Below are 17845 nucleotides of genomic sequence, written 5' to 3'. Positions count from 1 at the left end.
TTGTTAAAAAACTGGATATTAGACATAGTGTTATTAAGCCAATAAAAAATGGCTTTTATAATAAATAGGAGATTAACTATGCATAATGAAATGATTCAACCTTCGCACTTCGGCATTATCGGCCGTACCTGCATCGCTTCAGTACTTATGATTGCGGGTGTTTTCGCTCTTATTTAAGAGTCAAGGGTAACGATGATTACCTTTTAAAGAGTAAGAAAATTCAGGGAATCACCTTAACCTTGTGTAAGGTATTCCCCTGAAAATCCAAGCTAGTCTTTAGTTATTAGCTGAAGAAGCTAAAAATCAATGCACTTACCGCCACAATGCCTGCTGCTAGAACAAAGTAAGTAGAGACATTTCCTCGATATTGTTTCATCGCCTCGATTTTATACACCGCTAACATTGGCATAATAAATAAGATCATTGCAATAACAGGCCCTGACAATGCTTCCATCATACCAAGAATACTTGGGTTCATGATCGCCGCCGCCCAGATTGAGAAGAACAGTGCTGCCACGCTGATACGATCAACACGCTTCTCAGATAGGTTAAAATGCTTGTTAATTAAACCATTTAAGCTTTCACGCGCACCTAAAAAATGCCCAAGGAAAGATGAAGTGATAGCAACAAACGCTACTAAAGGACCAAGTGTTGCAATAAATGGATTATCGGTTGCGTTCGCTAAGTAAGACAATACGGATACGTTTTGTTCTTTTGCTTGAGCCAATTGTTCAGGTGACAGTGTTAACACACAGGAAAATACAAAAATAAGAACAAAGGCAATCAGCATGATGCTAGTGCGACGAAGAATAACTTCGGATTTGGCATCTGCCTGCTTACCGTAATGGCGACGTTGTACATTTGCAAAGCTTGAAATTGCAGCTGCGTGACTAAACGAGAAAATCACTACAGGAACTGCTAACCACATAGTGCTAGCAAAAGCTGACGCTTCTGGCACATCCATGACAGGCATGGTCCAGTTCGGTATTAAGTAAAATGATAGAAAGGCAAGAATGGCAACAAGTGGGAACACCATAATGGCAAAGGCCCGTAGCATTACTTTTTCACCCGCCATCATAATAGCAATTAGTGCAAACACTAGTACGCCAGAAAGCAAAGGTCTAGGTAAAGAAGCCATATCAGCCTGATTTACCATGAAGCTATCTACTGTGTTTGTTATTCCAACACCATATATCAACAGGATCGGGAAGATCGAAAGAAAATACAGCAGTGAAATAGAACGGCCTGCTTTTGCGCCGAAGTGCTCTTCCACTACATCAGTGAAGTCTGCGTTTTTGATCTTAGAAGATAGTACAAAACGAGCTAAGCCACGGTGCGCAAGATAGGTCATTGGAAAAGCAAGTACTGCCATCGCGACTAAAGGCCAAAAACCACCAATCCCAAGGTTAATTGGCAGAAACAGGATGCCTGCGCCAACGGCTGTTCCAAATAGGCTAAGAACCCAATGTGTATCATGTTTTGACCAAGCTGTGGTTGTGTTTATTTCACTAGGATTTAAGGCATTTCGAGATTCTTTCACTTTAAAACTCGCTTTTATAAAAATAATAATGCTGAAAATGGTAAAGGTTTTAGTGTTTATTATCACACGCGAAGCTTGGTGAATAATGCTGTGAATTTGGGGTGGTTGTAAATTATCCAACTATGAATTTTTCAATAAACCAGAATAAAGTTCTTAAATTTAATGCGTTTAATGGTTGTATGTGTTGAAATTTTCATCTTGTGTGGTTTTTGATTTTGCGGTTAAAACTTAATCACGGATGTATGTTCTAAGTGAGTTAGGCCTAATTTTCAGGAAGAATATTACATTTCTTAAGCACTTAATTGAGATGTTTGTGTCCCGTCATTTAGATGAGATTTAGGTATACTGCTGCCATTCATGTTAAAGAAGGAGTCATTGAATGGACATCTTGTCTGCGCAAAAAGAGGACTTATTTGCCATATATAAGCTCGAAAATACTTTATTTGGAGAACACGCCTATCCTCAATTTTTCTTTCGGCAAGCTTTTGATTGTTGGGGAGAGACCTTACTGGTAGCAAAAGAGGGAGAGCAGGTCGCAGGGTATATATTGCTAACGACTAGCACAAATGCACATCAATATTGGATCATGTCATTGGCCGTCGATATTCAACATAGAGGTAAAGGTATTGCGCGTTCCCTCCTAGAAAACGTTATTGCGCCGTTGACGTTAGGCTCAAGCGTGAAATTGACTGTCGATCCTAAGAACCAACCTGCATTGTCTTTATACCTCTCCCTTGGCTTTAAAACGTTAGAAGAAGAAGCGCATTATTTTGGTGACGAAGAATCCAGGTTAGTCATGGAATTAGTAAAGTAATACTGCACGATAATGACCGAAATTTGCACACAATCAGTGCGTAGCATTACGTTGCTATAATTGGTTTTAAGCTAACCTTTTGTATGGTAAGGGTTTTTAATCTTGGCACCTCACTTGCTTTACATAAACGTTCATCGATAACTCGATGCGCCGCTCTTAATAGCAGGCGAGAGCGGTATAGGGTATTACTTTTTGAAAATGTACTAACAGCGTTAAAGGCATTGCTGCCTCTCTCGATTCGGGAGAGGCTTTTTTTTGCTAGTAAGTTGGGCTGAATCACACTGGAGGTGTTATGTCGCAAGGATGCAAAAAAACCACTTGTCCCTATTGTGGTGTTGGATGTGGTGTCGAGGTCAATGCGAAAGGAATCGTTGGGGATGCGTGTCATCCTGCAAATGCGGGATCACTGTGCGTGAAGGGTGTCGCGCTGGCAGAGAGTTTGAATATGCCTTCGCGCTTGTTGTATCCAAAGCTTATCACCAAGCAACGACCTCAAGGGCAAGAGGTGCAATGGCAACAAGCCACGGATCTGATTGCTGAAAAGATTCATCAAGCGAAAGCGGAGTTTGGACCGGATTCCGTCGCGATGTACGTGTCAGGGCAGTTGTTAACGGAAGACTATTACGTCGCCAACAAACTCATGAAAGGCTATGTTGGCAGCGCAAACATCGATACGAACTCGCGTTTGTGTATGTCTTCGGCGGTTGCGGCTCATGTACGAGCATTTGGTGAAGATGTCGTTCCCGTCAATTACGACGATATTGATAAGACTGAGCTATTGATCATTTGCGGTGCTAATACCGCTTGGACGCACCCTGTTTTATTCCGACGTATTCAACAAGCGAGAGAAAACAATCCTAACCTCAAGCTGGTGGTCATTGACCCGCGTGAAACGGTCACCGCACAGCAAGCGGATTTGCATCTACCGATTAAAAACGATGGTGATGTGTCACTCTTCAATGGGCTGCTCAAGTTTCTTATTGAACAACAATTGATTGATTCTGAATACATAAATTCTTATACCGACGGATTTAATGCACTTAGAGAAGAAGTTTCTGATTTGCGTTACGATGTCACTAATTTGACGTCTTCCATTGGCATTTCAGAAGAAAAACTCACGACATTCTTCCAATGGTTTGCGCAAAGCCCAACCGCAATTACGTTGTTTTGCCAAGGGGTAAACCAAGCCGAAAATGGCGTCGACAAAGGCAATGCAATCATTAATGCACACTTGGCGACGGGTAAAATTGCCAAGTCAGGTTGTGGGCCGTTTTCTATTACAGGTCAGCCCAATGCGATGGGTGGGCGAGAAGTCGGTGGATTGGCAAACCAGTTAGCGGTTCATCGTGCTTTTGACGCAAAGTCTATAAAGCAAGTGCAGGCGTTTTGGGATTCACCAGAAATTGCCACTCAGCCCGGTTTAAAAGCTGTTGAACTGTTTGAGGCGGTAGAACGTGGTGAGATTAAAGTTCTCTGGATCATGGCAACCAATCCTGTTGTCTCTTTGCCAGATAACCAATTGGTAAAACGTGCACTAGAGATTTGTCCGTTTGTGATTGTTTCCGATATCACAGCGGATTCGGATGTAGCGCATTACGCGGACCTATTGCTACCCGCCGCTGGCTGGGGGGAGAAGCAAGGCATGGTGACCAATTCTGAGCGTCGACTTTCAAGGCAGCGCCAGTTTCAAACGCCTCCCGGTGAAGCAAAATCAGATTGGTGGGCGATAAGCCAAGTTGGGCAAGCTCTGTGTGCATTGGAAAAGACACAAAATGGCTTTGCGTTTACTTCTGAGCGGGCGGTATTCAGGGAATATGCCGCGATGACAGGCATGAATGCAGATTCGCCATTGAAGCTAGATCTTTCTCAATACGCCAACTTAACCGAGCAAGAATACGAAGAGTGGGTGCCGACACAATGGGGAGGAGAGCGCCCTTTTGCTGATGGCGTCTATTCACACCCAGATGGAAAAGCGCGTTTTGTCGTGACCAGTGAATCTCCAACGCGCTTAGAAAGAACAAAAGGCTGGTGGCTCAATACGGGCAGACAACGTGACCAATGGCATACCATGACGCGCACAGGGCATATCGCCCACCTTGCCGCCTCAGAGTTAGAACCAACCGTGTACATGAACACGCTCTCTGCCACTCAAAATCGCTTAAAAGCAGGACAGCTCACCAAGCTGTTTCAGCCTGCTTCAAACACCGGTATTTATGCCAAAGTTGCCATTGATGAAGGTTTGGGTTTTCAGGAGCTGTTTATGTCAATGCACTGGGCGGGTCGATATGGCGGTGAAAGCAGTGTTAATGCGATAGTAAACAGCGCAAAAGACCCTATTTCAGGGCAGCCTGCATTTAAGTCGTCTTATGTTGAAGTGCAAGATGCGGCGGTAAAAACCTTCGGTATGTTCATCGGTACACAGTTTGATTCCGGCAAGTTTCTCTACAGCGCATTTCAAGCAGAAAGCAATTTGGGCATTTGGCGCTTTGCACACGATAAGCGACCAAAGAAGCAGAGTTTTTGTCGAACGGAAAAGAGCCGCAGGATTACGATAGATATTGCCCAAGGTTGGCTAGCGGTGGATTACGACCTTGTTGGAGACGTTCGTATCATTCGCTCTGTTTTAGTGGTGTCTAATGAACCGATTCAAACCGACTACACCAACTTTACCGGCTTGATTGGCAAACCGATGGAGCTATTGCAACTGCTTACCATCACTCAATCGCAAAGCAGTGCCAAACTGGTTTGTAGTTGTTTCCGTGTCACCGATAAACAAATACATGACGCGATGGAGAAACAAGACTGCACGTCACTGACTCAACTTCAAAACAAACTCAAATGCGGCACTAACTGTGGCTCGTGCGTTTCTCAAATCAAACAAATGGTCGACAGCCATCAGCATCAAAAGGGCAAACAGCAAGCGAACCAGCAAAGTCTGGCGATTCAAATAAAGTAAGTCATAAAGAGGATAAGCACATGGAAGCGCCTTATCAAAAGTCTTGGTTTAAGAAAGGACAAGCGAGTCAGAATCAAGAACGCTCGTCTCGCTTTTCTAAGCATGACCAAGCAAGCAAACTGAACCAACTTTTAGAAGACCATTCACTAGACCTGGACGCGAACCACAAAGGTTTTGTCTCGATTGTCGGAGCTGGGCCCCACGATCCTGACTTGTTAACCGTAAAGGCAGTGAAAGCGATTATGTCGGCAGAGGTTCTGCTTTACGACCGTTTGGTTAACAAAGATATTTTGGAGTTGGCTTCGCCACAAGCCGATTGGATTTACGTGGGCAAACGATGCGGACAACCTAGCATTGGTCAGGAAGAAATCTGTGACTTGATGGTGTCGCTCGCTCAGCAAGGAAAGCGAGTTGTACGCTTAAAAGGGGGAGATCCATTCGTATTTGGCCGTGGAGGCGAAGAGGCGTTAGCACTCGTCAAACACTCAATCGCGTACGAAGTCATTCCCGGCATTACCGCTGCGATTGGATGTTCAGCAAACAGCTTGATTCCGCTGACTCATCGTGGCGTTGCTCGCAGCGTTACCTTTGTGACGGGGCAAGTAGTAACAGGCGCATTTGAAGCGTGGAGCCAACTGATGCAAAGCGGACAAACGTTAGTCTTCTATATGGGGTTAGAAAAGTCATCTCAAATACAAACGGGTTTAATCAACTCCGGTTTGAGAGCAGATTTCCCAGTCGCGATCATCACTCATGGTTGCAGCCCTCAACAACAAGTGCACGTTACACAACTCAATCAGCTCAATGATTTATCGATTACACTTAAAGGCGTGAGCCCAGCATTGATTGTGATGGGAGAAGTTGTCAAACTGCGCGAACAACTAATAGAAACCGTACAGTCAGTGACGGAATACGAGGGAATATGAGCAGCATTTTGGAATGTATTAGAACAGTCGGTCGTGGCGAACGTGGTAGAAAACCACTGAACTTTGACCAAGCGTTTCGAGTTATGGATGAATACCTAAACGGTGAGTGCGATGATGATCAGATGGCAATGTTATTGATGCTGATTCGTGTACAGAACGAGACTCAACAAGAAATCGCTGGCTTTGTGAAAGCATTCCAATCCCGCATGCCTGCTATTGGTGCAGACATCGACTGGCCATGTTATGCAGGTAAACGTGAAGCGGCAGGTCAACCTTGGCACCTGTTGGCAGCGAAGATCCTCGCCGATAATGGCCATAAAGTGTTGATGCACGGCTATCACGACCGTCAATCTGGTCGTTTACACGCTGAAGACTACCTCGACAAATTTGCTATTACGAAAGCGGAATCAGCAGAAGACGCAAAGCGTGTATTAGAAACACAAAACATTGTGTATCTGCCGCTGAGTGCGTTTGCTCCTCAAGCAGAAACCATGATTGGTTGGAAGAATCGTTATGGGCTTAGAACGCCGATTAATACCGTGGTTCGAGCATTGAACCCGGGGCAAGCAACGATTGGTATTCGTGGTAGCTTCCATCCTGGGTTCCAACAACTTCATGCTGAAGTCGAATACGAGATTGGTCAAACCGCTCACGCTGTTGTGTCATTCAAAGGACAATCGGGTGAGTCAGAATACAACCCGAAAGTAAGCCAAACATTATGGTTAAGCCAAACAAGCGGCGTGACATCGCACTACTGGACGGAGCAAATGCTGTCTGAGGTGCCAATGCCTGCGAACTGCCCGTTTGGGACGTCAGAAGATGACATGAACCAAATGGCGAATACGGTTCTTGCGACCATGACAGTGGTCTTGTTTGCACAGATGCACGACAGAGAAAAAGCATTCGAACGCGCCTTCTCGTACTGGCAAGCCTATTGCGGCCTGCAATAACGCACTATTGTCAATTAATGTAAAACCAACGACGCAAAGTTGTTGAATCTGAATCCATTATCTATTGTTTGAAGAAGGTAAAAGATCCTAGCTCGCCAATGATGTGTTTCACCACCTTGCTCCGTATCAGAGTGGTGAAACCGCAGTTTTAGCCTCAATCGCGTTCGTTTTTAGCTTCGCGTTTGAGAATGAGAAAATCCCATATGGTAAGACACAGAGGACATGGATAATGGTTCTAAAGCATACCACTCCTAGTGAAAAGGCTTCTCATCCGATCCCGCAAGAAGCCTTCGATTGGTACGACGAATACGCCCACGGAAAAATCTCGCGCCGTGAGTTTCTAAATAGGCTGGGTGGCCTTGCTGTGCTTGGCTTTAGCATGACAGCACTGGTCGACGCGCTAACCCCGAATTACGCACTGGCAGAACAAGTTTCATTTAACGATCCTGACATCAAAGCAACTTACGAAACCTTTCCATCTCCAAATGGGCATGGAGAAGGGCGTGGTTATTTGGTGATGCCACAGAAGAAGACCTTAAAATCGCCGACCGTGTTGGTGATTCATGAAAATCGAGGTCTGAACCCTTATATCAAAGATGTCGCAAGACGACTTGCAAAAGATGGCTTTATTGCTTTCGCTCCAGACGCACTTTATCCACTCGGCGGCTATCCGGGGAACGACGATGAAGGTCGCGCCATGCAGAAAGAGATGGACAGAGCCAAGATCGAACAAGACTTTATTGCAGCCGCTAACTTCCTCAAACAATACGAGGGTGGCAACGGTAAATTGGGCGCGGTTGGATTCTGCTTCGGTGGATACATTGTCAACATGCTTGCAGCGGTAATGCCAGAAGAGCTCGATGCAGGTGTGCCTTTCTATGGAACGCCAGCGGCGCAAGAGATCCAAAAGCAAGTCAAAGGGCCGTTGATGATTCACTTTGCAGGGCTCGATAAGCGTGTTAACGACACATGGCCTGCTTATGAGCAGCAATTGATCGCAACCGACGCACAGTATCAAGCGTTAATGTATGAGAACGTCAACCACGGCTTCCATAACGACTCAACAGCACGCTACGCACCGGAAGAAGCAGCACTCGCTTGGGAGCGCACACTCGGCTTCTTCAAAGAACATCTTGCCTCTAGTTAAAACGCTTCAGCTTTAGTTGGCACATTCCTTGTTATGTCTCTCTTAGTGAGTGAGATATAAACAAGGAATGTGCATGACTCAATCAACGTCAAAAACACCCATCATAGTGTGCTGTGATAGCCTACAAGAGCAGGCTCGATTGTCCGGCTTATTGAGCAAAGATTACGACAACATCATCGGTTGCCAATTGGCACAACTAGAAACGTTAATGCAACGAGAACCGTCGGCAAGCGTTGTGGTTGGATGGCAGCAACCAACCGCGGAACTGCGTTTGATCGTCGATTTCTGCCGCAGAAAATCGGCACCACTTCTTATCGTCTTAAAGCAGTTATCATCTAATGATATCAATCGGTTATCAGAAAAAATGGACTATGTGCTCATGCCGCACGATAGTGAGTTTGCGCTTCAGCCTTGGATTGAACATGCGACACTAGTGAGAGCGAAATTCGAAAGTATGCAATCGGAAATTGAATCGCTGACCTTTAAGATCGAAGAGCGCAAGCTGGTGGAAAAAGCCAAGGGGCTGCTGATGAAGATGCACAGCGTTGATGAAGAACAGGCTTATAAAGCGCTACGAAATTCAGCCATGCAATCGAGCCAAACGCTCGCACAAGTTGCCAAGAATTTGATAACTACTTTGGAAGTGTTGGATTAGTCGCTCTACCTCTTTGGGGTTAGGGTGCGTTTTCTAACGTGGTGCGTGTTGCACTATCAGCAAGCAATAACAGGGAATTAGAAACGGTAGAATAAACTAATTCATTGTATTTACAGTGAAAAATAAGTTGGCACAGTAATTGGATTAGTAGAATTGGGTTTATTGTTGAATCGCTTATCTCAATTATCAACGGCGGTAATTGTAGACTTAGCAACGGCGCTACTGCTCTTCGGAGTAGTGGCGCTTTTTTTATGGGAGCAAACCAATGAAATGGAGTTCGATGCTGAAAGTGTCAGCAATTTCGTTATCGGTATTCACCACGGTCAGCGTAAAGGCAGAGTTGGGTGAACCAGAAATTGAAGACCTGAAGTTTGGTTTTATTAAGTTAACCGATATGGCACCGCTGGCGGTTGCTTATGAGAAAGGCTTTTTTGAAGACGAAGGCTTGTACGTCACTTTAGAAGCGCAAGCAAACTGGAAGGTGCTTTTAGACCGAGTCATCGATGGTGAGCTTGCTGGCGCGCACATGCTTGCTGGTCAGCCATTGGGCGCAACGATTGGTGTCGGCACAAAAGCAGAAGTGATTACCGCGTTCAGTATGGATTTGAACGGCAACGCAATCACGGTTTCCAATGATACTTGGGAGCAGATGAAGCAGTACATTCCAAAGCAACCAGATGGCAAACCTGTTCACCCAATCAAAGCGGATGCATTGAAGCCTGTGGTCGACAGCTATCTGGATAAAGGCAAACCATTCAATATGGGGATGGTGTTCCCTGTATCGACGCACAACTATGAGTTGCGATACTGGCTAGCGGCAGGTGGGATTCACCCAGGTTTTTATGCACCAGAATCCGGTGACAACAGTGGTCAGTTGGATGCTGACGTTCTTTTGAGTGTTACACCGCCACCACAAATGCCAGCAACAATGGAAGCGGGCACGATCAAAGGGTACTGCGTAGGCGAACCATGGAACCAACAAGCCGTATTTAAAGGCATCGGTACGCCAGTCGTGACCGATTACGAGATCTGGAAGAACAACCCAGAGAAAGTGTTTGGTGTTTCTAAAGCTTGGGCTGAGAAGTATCCAAACACGCACATTCGCGTAGTGAAAGCCTTGATTCGAGCTGCACATTGGTTGGATGAAAACGACAATGCCAACCGCCAAGAAGCAGTGAAGATGCTATCAAAAAGCGAATACGTTGGAGCGGATGCCGAAGTTATCGCCAACTCAATGACGGGCACATTTGAATACGAGAAAGGCGACAAACGAGACGTGCCAGACTTCAACGTGTTCTTCCGTCATAACGCCACTTATCCGTATTACAGCGATGCGATTTGGTATCTGACTCAAATGCGCCGTTGGGGACAAATCTCAAGCGAGAAATCCGATGATTGGTACATGGATGTGGCGAAAGAGGTGTACCGTCCAGATATCTACCAACAAGCAGCTCAAGCGCTAATTGAAGATGGAGTGTTGAGCAAAAAAGACTTCCCAGATTTCAGTGCTGAAGATGGTTTCCGTGCGCCACAAACACACTTTATCGACAACATCGTTTATGACGGTCGCGAGCCAAATAAATATCTAGAGAAGTTCTCTATCGGGCTTAAAGGAAAAGACAAGGTTTAACCATAACGATAAACGCCACAGGCGAGGGAATTCGCTTGTGGCAACAAGGATGTAAATTTCTTAGGAGTGAGTATGTCTAGTAATGTCATTTCCCTGTTTCCTGCTAAGCAGGTAGTGAACCGAAGTCGGCTGGTGCTTTTGCCCGTCATTGGCTTGCTGATCTTTTTGGCAATGTGGCACTTAGCGGCGAGAGAAGTGCAAACTTCATTAGGTACGCTACCGGGACCTGTGCAAACTTTTCAGCAGTTCAGCAACCTTGTCGATGACCATTGGCAAGAGCGAGAAAAGGAACAAGCGTTTATCGAGCGTCAGGAAAAGCGCAATGCTGCGAAGTTAGCGAAGAATCCAGATGCGGAAGTGAAGATTCGTCCTTACACAGGTAAACCGACGTTCTTCGATCAAATCATAACAAGCTTAGTGACTGTAACCGCGGGCTTTTTGCTGGCGACGGTTATCGCGATTCCACTTGGCATCGTGCTTGGTCTTAATCAAGGGCTGTATCAAGCGTTCAACCCAATCATTCAATTGCTCAAGCCTGTATCACCTTTGGCATGGCTGCCTATCGTTACTATGGTGGTGAGTGCCACTTATGTGAGTGATGACCCGATGTTTGCTAAGTCGTTCATTAACTCTCTGATCACCGTGGCGCTGTGTAGCTTATGGCCGACGCTGATTAATACCGCTGTGGGTGTAACGAGCGTTGATAAAGACTTAATCAACGTGAGCAAAGTGCTCCAACTTTCGTGGTGGCAGCACATTCGTACCATCGTTTTACCTTCTGCCATTCCAATGATCTTCACCGGTTTACGTCTCTCTTTAGGTATCGCTTGGATGGTATTGATTGCAGCAGAGATGCTCGCGCAGAACCCTGGGTTAGGCAAGTTCGTTTGGGATGAATTCCAGAACGGCAGCTCGGCATCATTGGGTCGTATTATGGTCGCAGTCATCACAATCGGCTTTATTGGATTGATGCTCGATAGAGGCATGTTGCAACTTCAAAAGTGGCTGTCTTGGAATAAACAACAAGCGTTGAGATAAGGGAAAAGATCATGGAAAAAGCATTATTAGATCTAACGCGTTTAGGGATGCGATTCCCAACGCCAGATGGCGAGTTCATCGCGCTTAACAACGTCGATTTACAAATCAATAAAGGCGAGTTTGTATCCCTAATTGGTCACTCTGGCTGTGGTAAATCAACGGTATTGAACTTAGTCGCAGGGCTACACATGCCAACAGACGGCGGCGTGATCGTCGATGGACGAGAAGTAGCTGGACCGGGACCAGACCGCGCAGTGGTGTTCCAAAACCATTCATTATTGCCTTGGCTCACCGTATATCAAAACGTTGAGCTAGCTGTAAAACAAATTGAAGGCAAAAAGGGCCAAGCGTGGATTCAGGAACAAGTGAATCACTACTTGGAGCTGATTCAAATGCAGCATGCCGCGCACAAAAAGCCGGATGAAATCTCGGGTGGTATGAAGCAGCGAGTCGGCATTGCGAGAGCACTGGCACTTCAACCAAAGGTTTTATTGATGGATGAACCATTTGGCGCGTTGGATGCGTTAACTCGTGCGCATTTACAGGATGCACTGATGAAGATTCAAGCCGAGTTAAACAATACCGTCATCATGATTACACATGACGTGGATGAAGCGGTGCTGCTATCCGACAAAATCGTGATGATGACTAACGGTCCGGCAGCGACCATTGGTGAAGTGTTGGAAGTGAATCTACCGCGTCCTCGCGAGCGTGTCGCACTGGCAGATGATGCGCAGTATCAGAAGTGTCGACAAGCGGTGCTGAAGTTCCTTTACGAGAAGCAATCCAAAGTCGAGATTCCTGCTTCGAAAGAAGGCAAGCCCAAAACCGCAGCGCAAACGGCATAAGGAGGCAGTGATGAATAGTCCTTTAACGATTCCAGTAAAGAACGCATTAAGCCACATTGTTGTGGTAGGCAACGGTATGGTCGGGCAACACCTTGTCGAGCAATTGGTGCAGAAAAATGCACATTTGGAGCACCGAATTACCGTGATTGGTGCAGAGCGCTTTATCGCGTATGACCGTGTACAACTTTCTTCTTTATTTGCGGGTAAGTCTCATGATGATTTGATGCTGAGTAACCAAGAATGGTACGACATGCATGGCATCCAACTCGTACTTGGCAGCCAAGTAACAGGCATCGACAGAGAGCAAAAGCGTATTCTGCTTGATGGTGAAGATGTGCTGGGTTACGACCAACTCGTGCTCGCGACCGGTTCTTACCCGTTTGTGCCTCCAATTGAAGGTAAAGACCGAGACAATGTGTTTGTCTACCGCACGCTTGATGACCTTTCACAAATCAAAAAGGCATGTGAAGGCGCAAAAACAGGCGCAGTGATTGGTGGCGGCTTGTTGGGTTTAGAAGCGGCAAATGCACTCAAACTATTGGGGCTAGAAACTCACGTCATTGAGTTTGCACCTCGCCTGATGCCCGTACAGTTAGATGATGGTGCTGGCTTAGTGCTAAAAGAGAAGATTGAAGCGCTAGGGCTAACCGTTCACACCTCAACGGGTACGGAACGAATCTGCGATGGTGAAACGGCTAAGCATCGCATGGTGTTTAAAGACAAAGATCCTCTCGAAGTGGATGTGATTGTCTTCTCCGCAGGCATTCGTCCTCAAGATGAGTTGGCAAGGCTGGCTGAGCTAGAAATAGGCGAGCGAGGCGGCATTGTGATTAACAACCAATGCCAAACCAGCGATGAGAACATATACGCGATTGGTGAATGTGCCCTTTGGGAGCAGAAGATATTTGGTTTAGTCGCACCCGGTTACACCATGGCGAGAACCACTGCCGATGTCTTGACTGGGATGCCGAGCGATGGTTTTAAAGGTGCAGACATGAGCACTAAACTTAAGCTGCTTGGGGTAGATGTGGCGTCTATCGGCGATGCACAAATGCAAACCGAAGGCGCACAAGAAATGGTATTGCAAGATGCGGTTGCAGGCATCTACAAAAAGCTGGTGGTTGATGCGAGCGGCACCCAATTACTTGGTGCGATTCTCGTCGGTGATAACAGCGATTACGATGCGCTCTTACAGTGTTATTTGAACAAAACAGTCTTGCCAGACCACGCGGCGAACCTGCTATTTGATACCGGAATGCTGGATGGAGAGATGCCAGACAGCGCCATCATCTGTTCTTGTCACAACGTCACAAAAGGTGACTTAGTTGCCGAGATACAAGCTGGAACCACCAACCTGACAGACCTCAAAGCCAACACCAAAGCCGGTACTGGCTGTGGTGGGTGTAGTAATATGGTGAAGTCGGTATTGGATACTCAACTGGCAGCCATGGGGGTAGAGGTTAACAACCACCTTTGTGAGCACTTTGAGCTCAGTCGCCAAGAGATGTTCCATATTTGCCAAGTGGAACAAATCAAAGACTTCGAAACCTTAATTGCACTGCATGGCAAGGGGCATGGGTGTGATATCTGTAAGCCGACAGCAGCATCTGTGTTTGCTTCTTTGTGGAATGAACACATCATGGAGCCTCAACATCAATCTCTGCAAGATTCCAACGATGCCTTTATGGCGAACCTGCAAAAAGATGGTTCTTACTCGATTGTACCTCGTGTTCCGGGCGGCGAAATCACACCAGACAAACTCATCGTGCTAGGCGAAGTTGCTCAGCAATACGATCTATACACCAAAATCACTGGCGGTCAGCGCGTGGATTTATTTGGCGCGCAGTTAGAGCAACTCCCAGAAATCTGGCAAACCTTAATTGATGCTGGTTTTGAAACAGGGCACGCCTACGGCAAGTCGGTGCGCACCGTGAAATCTTGCGTCGGTTCTACTTGGTGTCGCTATGGTGTTGATGACTCGGTCGGATTAGCTATTGAGTTAGAGAACCGCTACAAAGGATTGCGAGCGCCCCATAAGCTTAAGTTTGCCGTATCGGGCTGTACTCGCGAGTGTGCAGAAGCGCAAAGTAAAGACATTGGGGTGATCGCCACTGAAAACGGCTGGAATCTATACGTTTGCGGTAATGGCGGCATGAGACCAAGACACGCTGATTTGTTTGCATCCGACTTATCTAAATCAGAGTTGATCACCATGATTGACCGAGTATTGATGTTCTACGTCAGCACCTCAGATCGTTTGCAGCGTACGTCGGTGTGGATGGAGAACATGGAAGGGGGCTTAGATTACCTTAAACAAGTGATTTTGGATGACTCTCTGAATCTATGTGACTCGTTGGATGAACAAATGGCGCGCGTCGTAGATACCTATCAATGTGAGTGGAAGAGTACGTTGGATAATCCTCAAAAATTGCAACGCTTCCGTCCTTTCTTGAACAGCACGTCGGGCAGCAAAGTCTTGCCGTACCAGCGTGTGCGCGGTCAGCGTATTCCAGTGAAACAGGAGGTGTAAATGGCAGCGTTAACCAAAGTGAATTTGTGTCAGCTTGATGACTTAATGCCGTTTATCGGTGCTACTGTATTGATTGAAGGCGAGCATGTGGCGTTGTTCTACATTCCAGATAGCGGTGTTTACGCTGTTCAGAACTGGGACCCAATAGGTAAGGCTTATGTAATGAGTCGAGGGATTGTCGGTGATATTGATGGTGAGATGTGTGTTGCATCACCACTGTATAAACAGCACTTCAGTTTAAAGAGTGGGCAATGTTTGGAAGAAGAAGCGCACTGTCTAAAAACGTGGCAAGTAACGATCGACGATAATCAGGTTTGTTATTTAGCCGAAGAATGATCCTCGAAATTAGCTTGCTCGATATGAGTAAATTCTTAGCGTAAGAGACAAGCGAATAAAGCTCCAGAGACAGCACAGTATGGCTCTGGAGCTTTTTACTATTTGGAAGGATTCACTTTAAGCTCGGTATAGCCAGTCGAGTCGTCCATCGTTCTGGTAAACTCAAGTTCTGAGTAAGAATGGATGATCAATTCTGCGGTAGTATCAATCACTGTGCCTTCCAGCAAATGCCCACCCCAAACTAGTCCATCACGATCAGACACTGAGATATGAACGTGCTGATGCTCAGGCGTTAGTGTTCCCATCACAGAGACGATTTCAAATGGCTCTTGTTTGGTTAACGTACTCTCTGCACCTGCCAAACGAAGGTTGAGGTGAGAGATACAGCCAACGCATGAAGCAATCGAGCCTGCTTTGATACCATGCTGCTCGACCAATTTCGCTAGGCTCAGCTTTAAGTCCATGCCTTTGGTAAGGCGTACTGCTATCACTTCAATCGACATGTTATTTCCTAATCAAAACCAGTAAGCAGGAAAGCGCGGTATCCAAGTCGGCATAACGTTTGGCTTTGCCAAGCACGCGCATGCCTTGCATGTTGTTGAGAACAAAACGAGCAAGCTCTTCTGGTTTCAGCGTTTTCGGCACTAAGGTTTCTTTTTGTGCATTGGTCAGCGCATCCGCAATGATGTCGATAAGATGGTCAAACAAAAAATGCCCTTTACGCAGTACATCATCGTCTTCACCAGCGTGCTCAATCAACGCATTTTGGATAAAACACCCACAGTTGCGTTTGCGTTGCAGCTCAGCAAAAGATTTAAGGAACGATTCCAACTCAGGTAAAGACGCATCGTCTTTTTCCAAATCATTCAGTGACGGTAGCGAGACCTTTTTTAAGTAAGTATCGAGCGCTTCGTAGTAGAGCTGTTGCTTGTCACCATAGGTGTTGTAAAGACTGAAGCGGTTGATGTTTAACTCGTCGGTGAGATCCGAGATCGACGTGTTCGCAAAGCCCTTGCGCCAAAACACATCCATAGCCACGAGAAGCTTTTCATCTCGGTCGAAGTTGGCTTTTCTTGCCATAAATTACCTGCCTGGGTCTGCTTATCGGGTAATTAAATTGCTTTGGAGGGATGGTACAGAGAACCTCTAGCGTTCGAACTGAACCAATATGATGAATACCCATCTATTCTTGGGTATCAGCCTCCAAATTCATGTGAACTCACAAACGGCATCAAAAATCTCGCTCAGCAAACAGACCCACAACTGTTTGAAAATTTTTGATAGTGAAGTTCTTGACTGATCGTTTATAAACTGGCTACAGTATATCCTAACCAATCGGTTAGAAAAAGATAAAAGGATGTGAAATGAAGCTCTATGAAACCGCAATGACTCCAAGTTGTAAGCGAGTTAGCATTTTTCTAAAGGAAATCGGTGGCGAGGTTGAGCGAATTGCGCTGAACGTTCGTGAGGGCGATAACCTATCTGAACCGTTTAAATCGAAAAGCGTGAACGGCAAAGTGCCTCTGCTGGAATTGGATGATGGTACGACGATCTGTGAAAGCGTTGCGATTTGTCGCTACCTAGATGAAGCGTTTGAAAATGATCTGGCGCTGTTTGGTGCTAACCAGCTTGAACGTGCTCAGGTGGAAATGTGGCATCGTGTGGTGGAGTTCCAAGGACTAAATGCGGCATTTCAGGCGTTTCGAAACATGACCGGAGTTTATGGAGACAGAGAACGTTGCGTTGAAGCATGGGGCGAAGAATCAAAACAACGCGTCTATGAATTTCTGCCTGTCTTAGACAAGCGGCTTGAACATAATTATTTTATCGCCGTAGACCATTTTACTATCGTCGATATAACAGGCTTTATTTTGATCAGTTTCGCAATTAAAGGCCTAGAAATTGATGTGCTATCGACGTCGCCAAACATTGCTCGATGGTATAACCAAATTTTAGCTAGACCTGCATTTCAGAGTTAATGTATTGCAGCGAGTGGATGATAGCTCGCTGCTACCACCTTACCGATTCTTAACTCAGCAGGATATTCAAATTTTTTCAGATTTTTCTTATTTTTTCTCCTATCGCCTATAATTGGAAAAACAACCTCAATTTGCTTCGTTGCGTTTTAGAGCCTTGGGCTCTTGGTCCGTAGACGCTCTCTTTCATCATGGAAAGTCTAATAATAGACAAGGAGAGGTCATGAGTATTCAAGTGAAAACTATCAATAATATTCTAATCGCCCTGTTAATGGTTTCGGTTTTTGGTCTATTCGCACTGTACCTCAATTACACACAGCAGAATGAACAGATTGAAAGGCTGCAAAGTCAGTTAATCGAAAAAGAGCATCAGATACTAATTTCTAATGAAGCGTTGTCTTACACTCGATATCAACACCAATTATTAGCCGAAGACTACAGCCGTTTTAGAAATGAGCAGTCAGTGACTAGTGTTTTGCGTTAGCCAGTAAAGCAACCG

At 45.8% G+C, this 17845-nt stretch carries 16 protein-coding genes; 13 read left to right on the top strand and 3 right to left on the bottom strand.

Annotation, left to right across the window (positions count from 1 at the left end; genetic code table 11):
* Positions 1 to 283: 283 nt before the first annotated feature.
* Positions 284 to 1540, bottom strand: a complete 1257-nt coding sequence (locus R7Q41_RS13795) for an aromatic amino acid transport family protein (RefSeq protein WP_017820237.1) — start codon at positions 1538 to 1540, stop codon at positions 284 to 286.
* A 379-nt stretch (positions 1541 to 1919) separates the two neighbouring features.
* Here R7Q41_RS13795 and R7Q41_RS13790 point away from each other — a divergent pair, with 379 nt between their 5' ends.
* The 11 genes from R7Q41_RS13790 to nirD all read left to right on the top strand — a co-directional run bounded on the left by R7Q41_RS13790 (position 1920) and on the right by nirD (position 15370).
* Positions 1920 to 2354, top strand: a complete 435-nt coding sequence (locus R7Q41_RS13790; protein ID WP_054574324.1) for a GNAT family N-acetyltransferase — start codon at positions 1920 to 1922, stop codon at positions 2352 to 2354.
* Positions 2355 to 2646: 292 nt separating this feature from the next.
* Complete coding sequence (locus tag R7Q41_RS13785; RefSeq protein ID WP_258470231.1) at positions 2647 to 5310, top strand: nitrate reductase; 2664 nt, start codon at positions 2647 to 2649, stop codon at positions 5308 to 5310.
* A gap of 20 nt (positions 5311 to 5330) precedes the next feature.
* The gene (gene cobA / locus R7Q41_RS13780) at positions 5331 to 6236 is read left to right on the top strand and encodes a uroporphyrinogen-III C-methyltransferase (protein WP_213905199.1); all 906 of its coding nucleotides are present in this window, start codon (positions 5331 to 5333) and stop codon (positions 6234 to 6236) included.
* The gene (locus R7Q41_RS13775) at positions 6233 to 7186 is read left to right on the top strand and encodes a glycosyl transferase family protein (RefSeq protein WP_213914828.1); all 954 of its coding nucleotides are present in this window, start codon (positions 6233 to 6235) and stop codon (positions 7184 to 7186) included. Before cobA ends, R7Q41_RS13775 begins: the two co-directional genes overlap by 4 nt.
* A gap of 229 nt (positions 7187 to 7415) precedes the next feature.
* The gene (locus tag R7Q41_RS13770) at positions 7416 to 8333 is read left to right on the top strand and encodes a dienelactone hydrolase family protein (protein WP_009704599.1); all 918 of its coding nucleotides are present in this window, start codon (positions 7416 to 7418) and stop codon (positions 8331 to 8333) included.
* A gap of 73 nt (positions 8334 to 8406) precedes the next feature.
* Positions 8407 to 8988 (top strand): ANTAR domain-containing response regulator, encoded by a 582-nt coding sequence (locus R7Q41_RS13765; RefSeq protein ID WP_213891300.1) that lies wholly within the window; start codon positions 8407 to 8409, stop codon positions 8986 to 8988.
* A gap of 265 nt (positions 8989 to 9253) precedes the next feature.
* The gene (locus R7Q41_RS13760) at positions 9254 to 10618 is read left to right on the top strand and encodes a CmpA/NrtA family ABC transporter substrate-binding protein (protein WP_005387573.1); all 1365 of its coding nucleotides are present in this window, start codon (positions 9254 to 9256) and stop codon (positions 10616 to 10618) included.
* Positions 10619 to 10690: 72 nt separating this feature from the next.
* Positions 10691 to 11656: an ABC transporter permease gene (locus R7Q41_RS13755; protein WP_005375889.1), complete on the top strand. Its 966-nt coding sequence runs from the start codon at positions 10691 to 10693 to the stop codon at positions 11654 to 11656.
* 11 nt (positions 11657 to 11667) lie between these two features.
* Complete coding sequence (locus R7Q41_RS13750; RefSeq protein ID WP_318144526.1) at positions 11668 to 12504, top strand: ABC transporter ATP-binding protein; 837 nt, start codon at positions 11668 to 11670, stop codon at positions 12502 to 12504.
* Between the two features lie 10 nt (positions 12505 to 12514).
* Positions 12515 to 15034 carry a nitrite reductase large subunit NirB gene (nirB, locus tag R7Q41_RS13745; protein ID WP_213914830.1) on the top strand — a complete coding sequence of 840 codons (2520 nt, stop codon included), beginning with the start codon at positions 12515 to 12517 and terminating at the stop codon, positions 15032 to 15034.
* Entirely contained in the window at positions 15035 to 15370 is a 336-nt protein-coding gene (gene nirD, locus R7Q41_RS13740; RefSeq protein WP_318107875.1) for a nitrite reductase small subunit NirD, read from the top strand.
* A gap of 98 nt (positions 15371 to 15468) precedes the next feature.
* On the opposite strand, the gene R7Q41_RS13735 is transcribed toward nirD, so the two are convergent.
* Both R7Q41_RS13735 and R7Q41_RS13730 read right to left on the bottom strand, forming a co-directional pair.
* Positions 15469 to 15873, bottom strand: coding sequence for a PPC domain-containing DNA-binding protein (locus R7Q41_RS13735; RefSeq protein WP_054701378.1), 405 nt, complete (start codon positions 15871 to 15873; stop codon positions 15469 to 15471).
* A 1-nt stretch (position 15874) separates the two neighbouring features.
* On the bottom strand, positions 15875 to 16450 hold the full coding sequence (locus tag R7Q41_RS13730) for a TetR/AcrR family transcriptional regulator (protein ID WP_005375904.1): 576 nt from the start codon (positions 16448 to 16450) through the stop codon (positions 15875 to 15877).
* A gap of 284 nt (positions 16451 to 16734) precedes the next feature.
* On the opposite strand from R7Q41_RS13730, the gene R7Q41_RS13725 reads away from it, so the two are divergent.
* Positions 16735 to 17349 (top strand): glutathione S-transferase family protein, encoded by a 615-nt coding sequence (locus R7Q41_RS13725; RefSeq protein ID WP_005387550.1) that lies wholly within the window; start codon positions 16735 to 16737, stop codon positions 17347 to 17349.
* Between the two features lie 220 nt (positions 17350 to 17569).
* Entirely contained in the window at positions 17570 to 17830 is a 261-nt protein-coding gene (locus R7Q41_RS13720; RefSeq protein ID WP_017820228.1) for a hypothetical protein, read from the top strand.
* Positions 17831 to 17845: the final 15 nt, after the last annotated feature.

Source organism: Vibrio sp. 2096 (assembly GCF_033339595.1).
GTDB lineage: Bacteria > Pseudomonadota > Gammaproteobacteria > Enterobacterales > Vibrionaceae > Vibrio > Vibrio alginolyticus.
This window is presented reverse-complemented; position numbering and strand designations above follow the sequence as displayed.

Excerpts from the sequence above, each read along its gene's own strand:
- R7Q41_RS13790 (WP_054574324.1), top strand. The coding sequence starts at position 1,920 with ATGGACATCTTGTCTGCGCAAAAAGAGGACTTATTTGCCATATATAAG.
- R7Q41_RS13785 (WP_258470231.1), top strand. The coding sequence starts at position 2,647 with ATGTCGCAAGGATGCAAAAAAACCACTTGTCCCTATTGTGGTGTTGGA.
- cobA (WP_213905199.1), top strand. The coding sequence starts at position 5,331 with ATGGAAGCGCCTTATCAAAAGTCTTGGTTTAAGAAAGGACAAGCGAGT.
- R7Q41_RS13775 (WP_213914828.1), top strand. The coding sequence starts at position 6,233 with ATGAGCAGCATTTTGGAATGTATTAGAACAGTCGGTCGTGGCGAACGT.
- R7Q41_RS13770 (WP_009704599.1), top strand. The coding sequence starts at position 7,416 with ATGGTTCTAAAGCATACCACTCCTAGTGAAAAGGCTTCTCATCCGATC.
- R7Q41_RS13765 (WP_213891300.1), top strand. The coding sequence starts at position 8,407 with ATGACTCAATCAACGTCAAAAACACCCATCATAGTGTGCTGTGATAGC.
- R7Q41_RS13760 (WP_005387573.1), top strand. The coding sequence starts at position 9,254 with ATGAAATGGAGTTCGATGCTGAAAGTGTCAGCAATTTCGTTATCGGTA.
- R7Q41_RS13755 (WP_005375889.1), top strand. The coding sequence starts at position 10,691 with ATGTCTAGTAATGTCATTTCCCTGTTTCCTGCTAAGCAGGTAGTGAAC.
- R7Q41_RS13750 (WP_318144526.1), top strand. The coding sequence starts at position 11,668 with ATGGAAAAAGCATTATTAGATCTAACGCGTTTAGGGATGCGATTCCCA.
- nirB (WP_213914830.1), top strand. The coding sequence starts at position 12,515 with ATGAATAGTCCTTTAACGATTCCAGTAAAGAACGCATTAAGCCACATT.
- nirD (WP_318107875.1), top strand. The coding sequence starts at position 15,035 with ATGGCAGCGTTAACCAAAGTGAATTTGTGTCAGCTTGATGACTTAATG.
- R7Q41_RS13735 (WP_054701378.1), bottom strand. The coding sequence starts at position 15,873 with ATGTCGATTGAAGTGATAGCAGTACGCCTTACCAAAGGCATGGACTTA.
- R7Q41_RS13730 (WP_005375904.1), bottom strand. The coding sequence starts at position 16,450 with ATGGCAAGAAAAGCCAACTTCGACCGAGATGAAAAGCTTCTCGTGGCT.
- R7Q41_RS13725 (WP_005387550.1), top strand. The coding sequence starts at position 16,735 with ATGAAGCTCTATGAAACCGCAATGACTCCAAGTTGTAAGCGAGTTAGC.
- R7Q41_RS13720 (WP_017820228.1), top strand. The coding sequence starts at position 17,570 with ATGAGTATTCAAGTGAAAACTATCAATAATATTCTAATCGCCCTGTTA.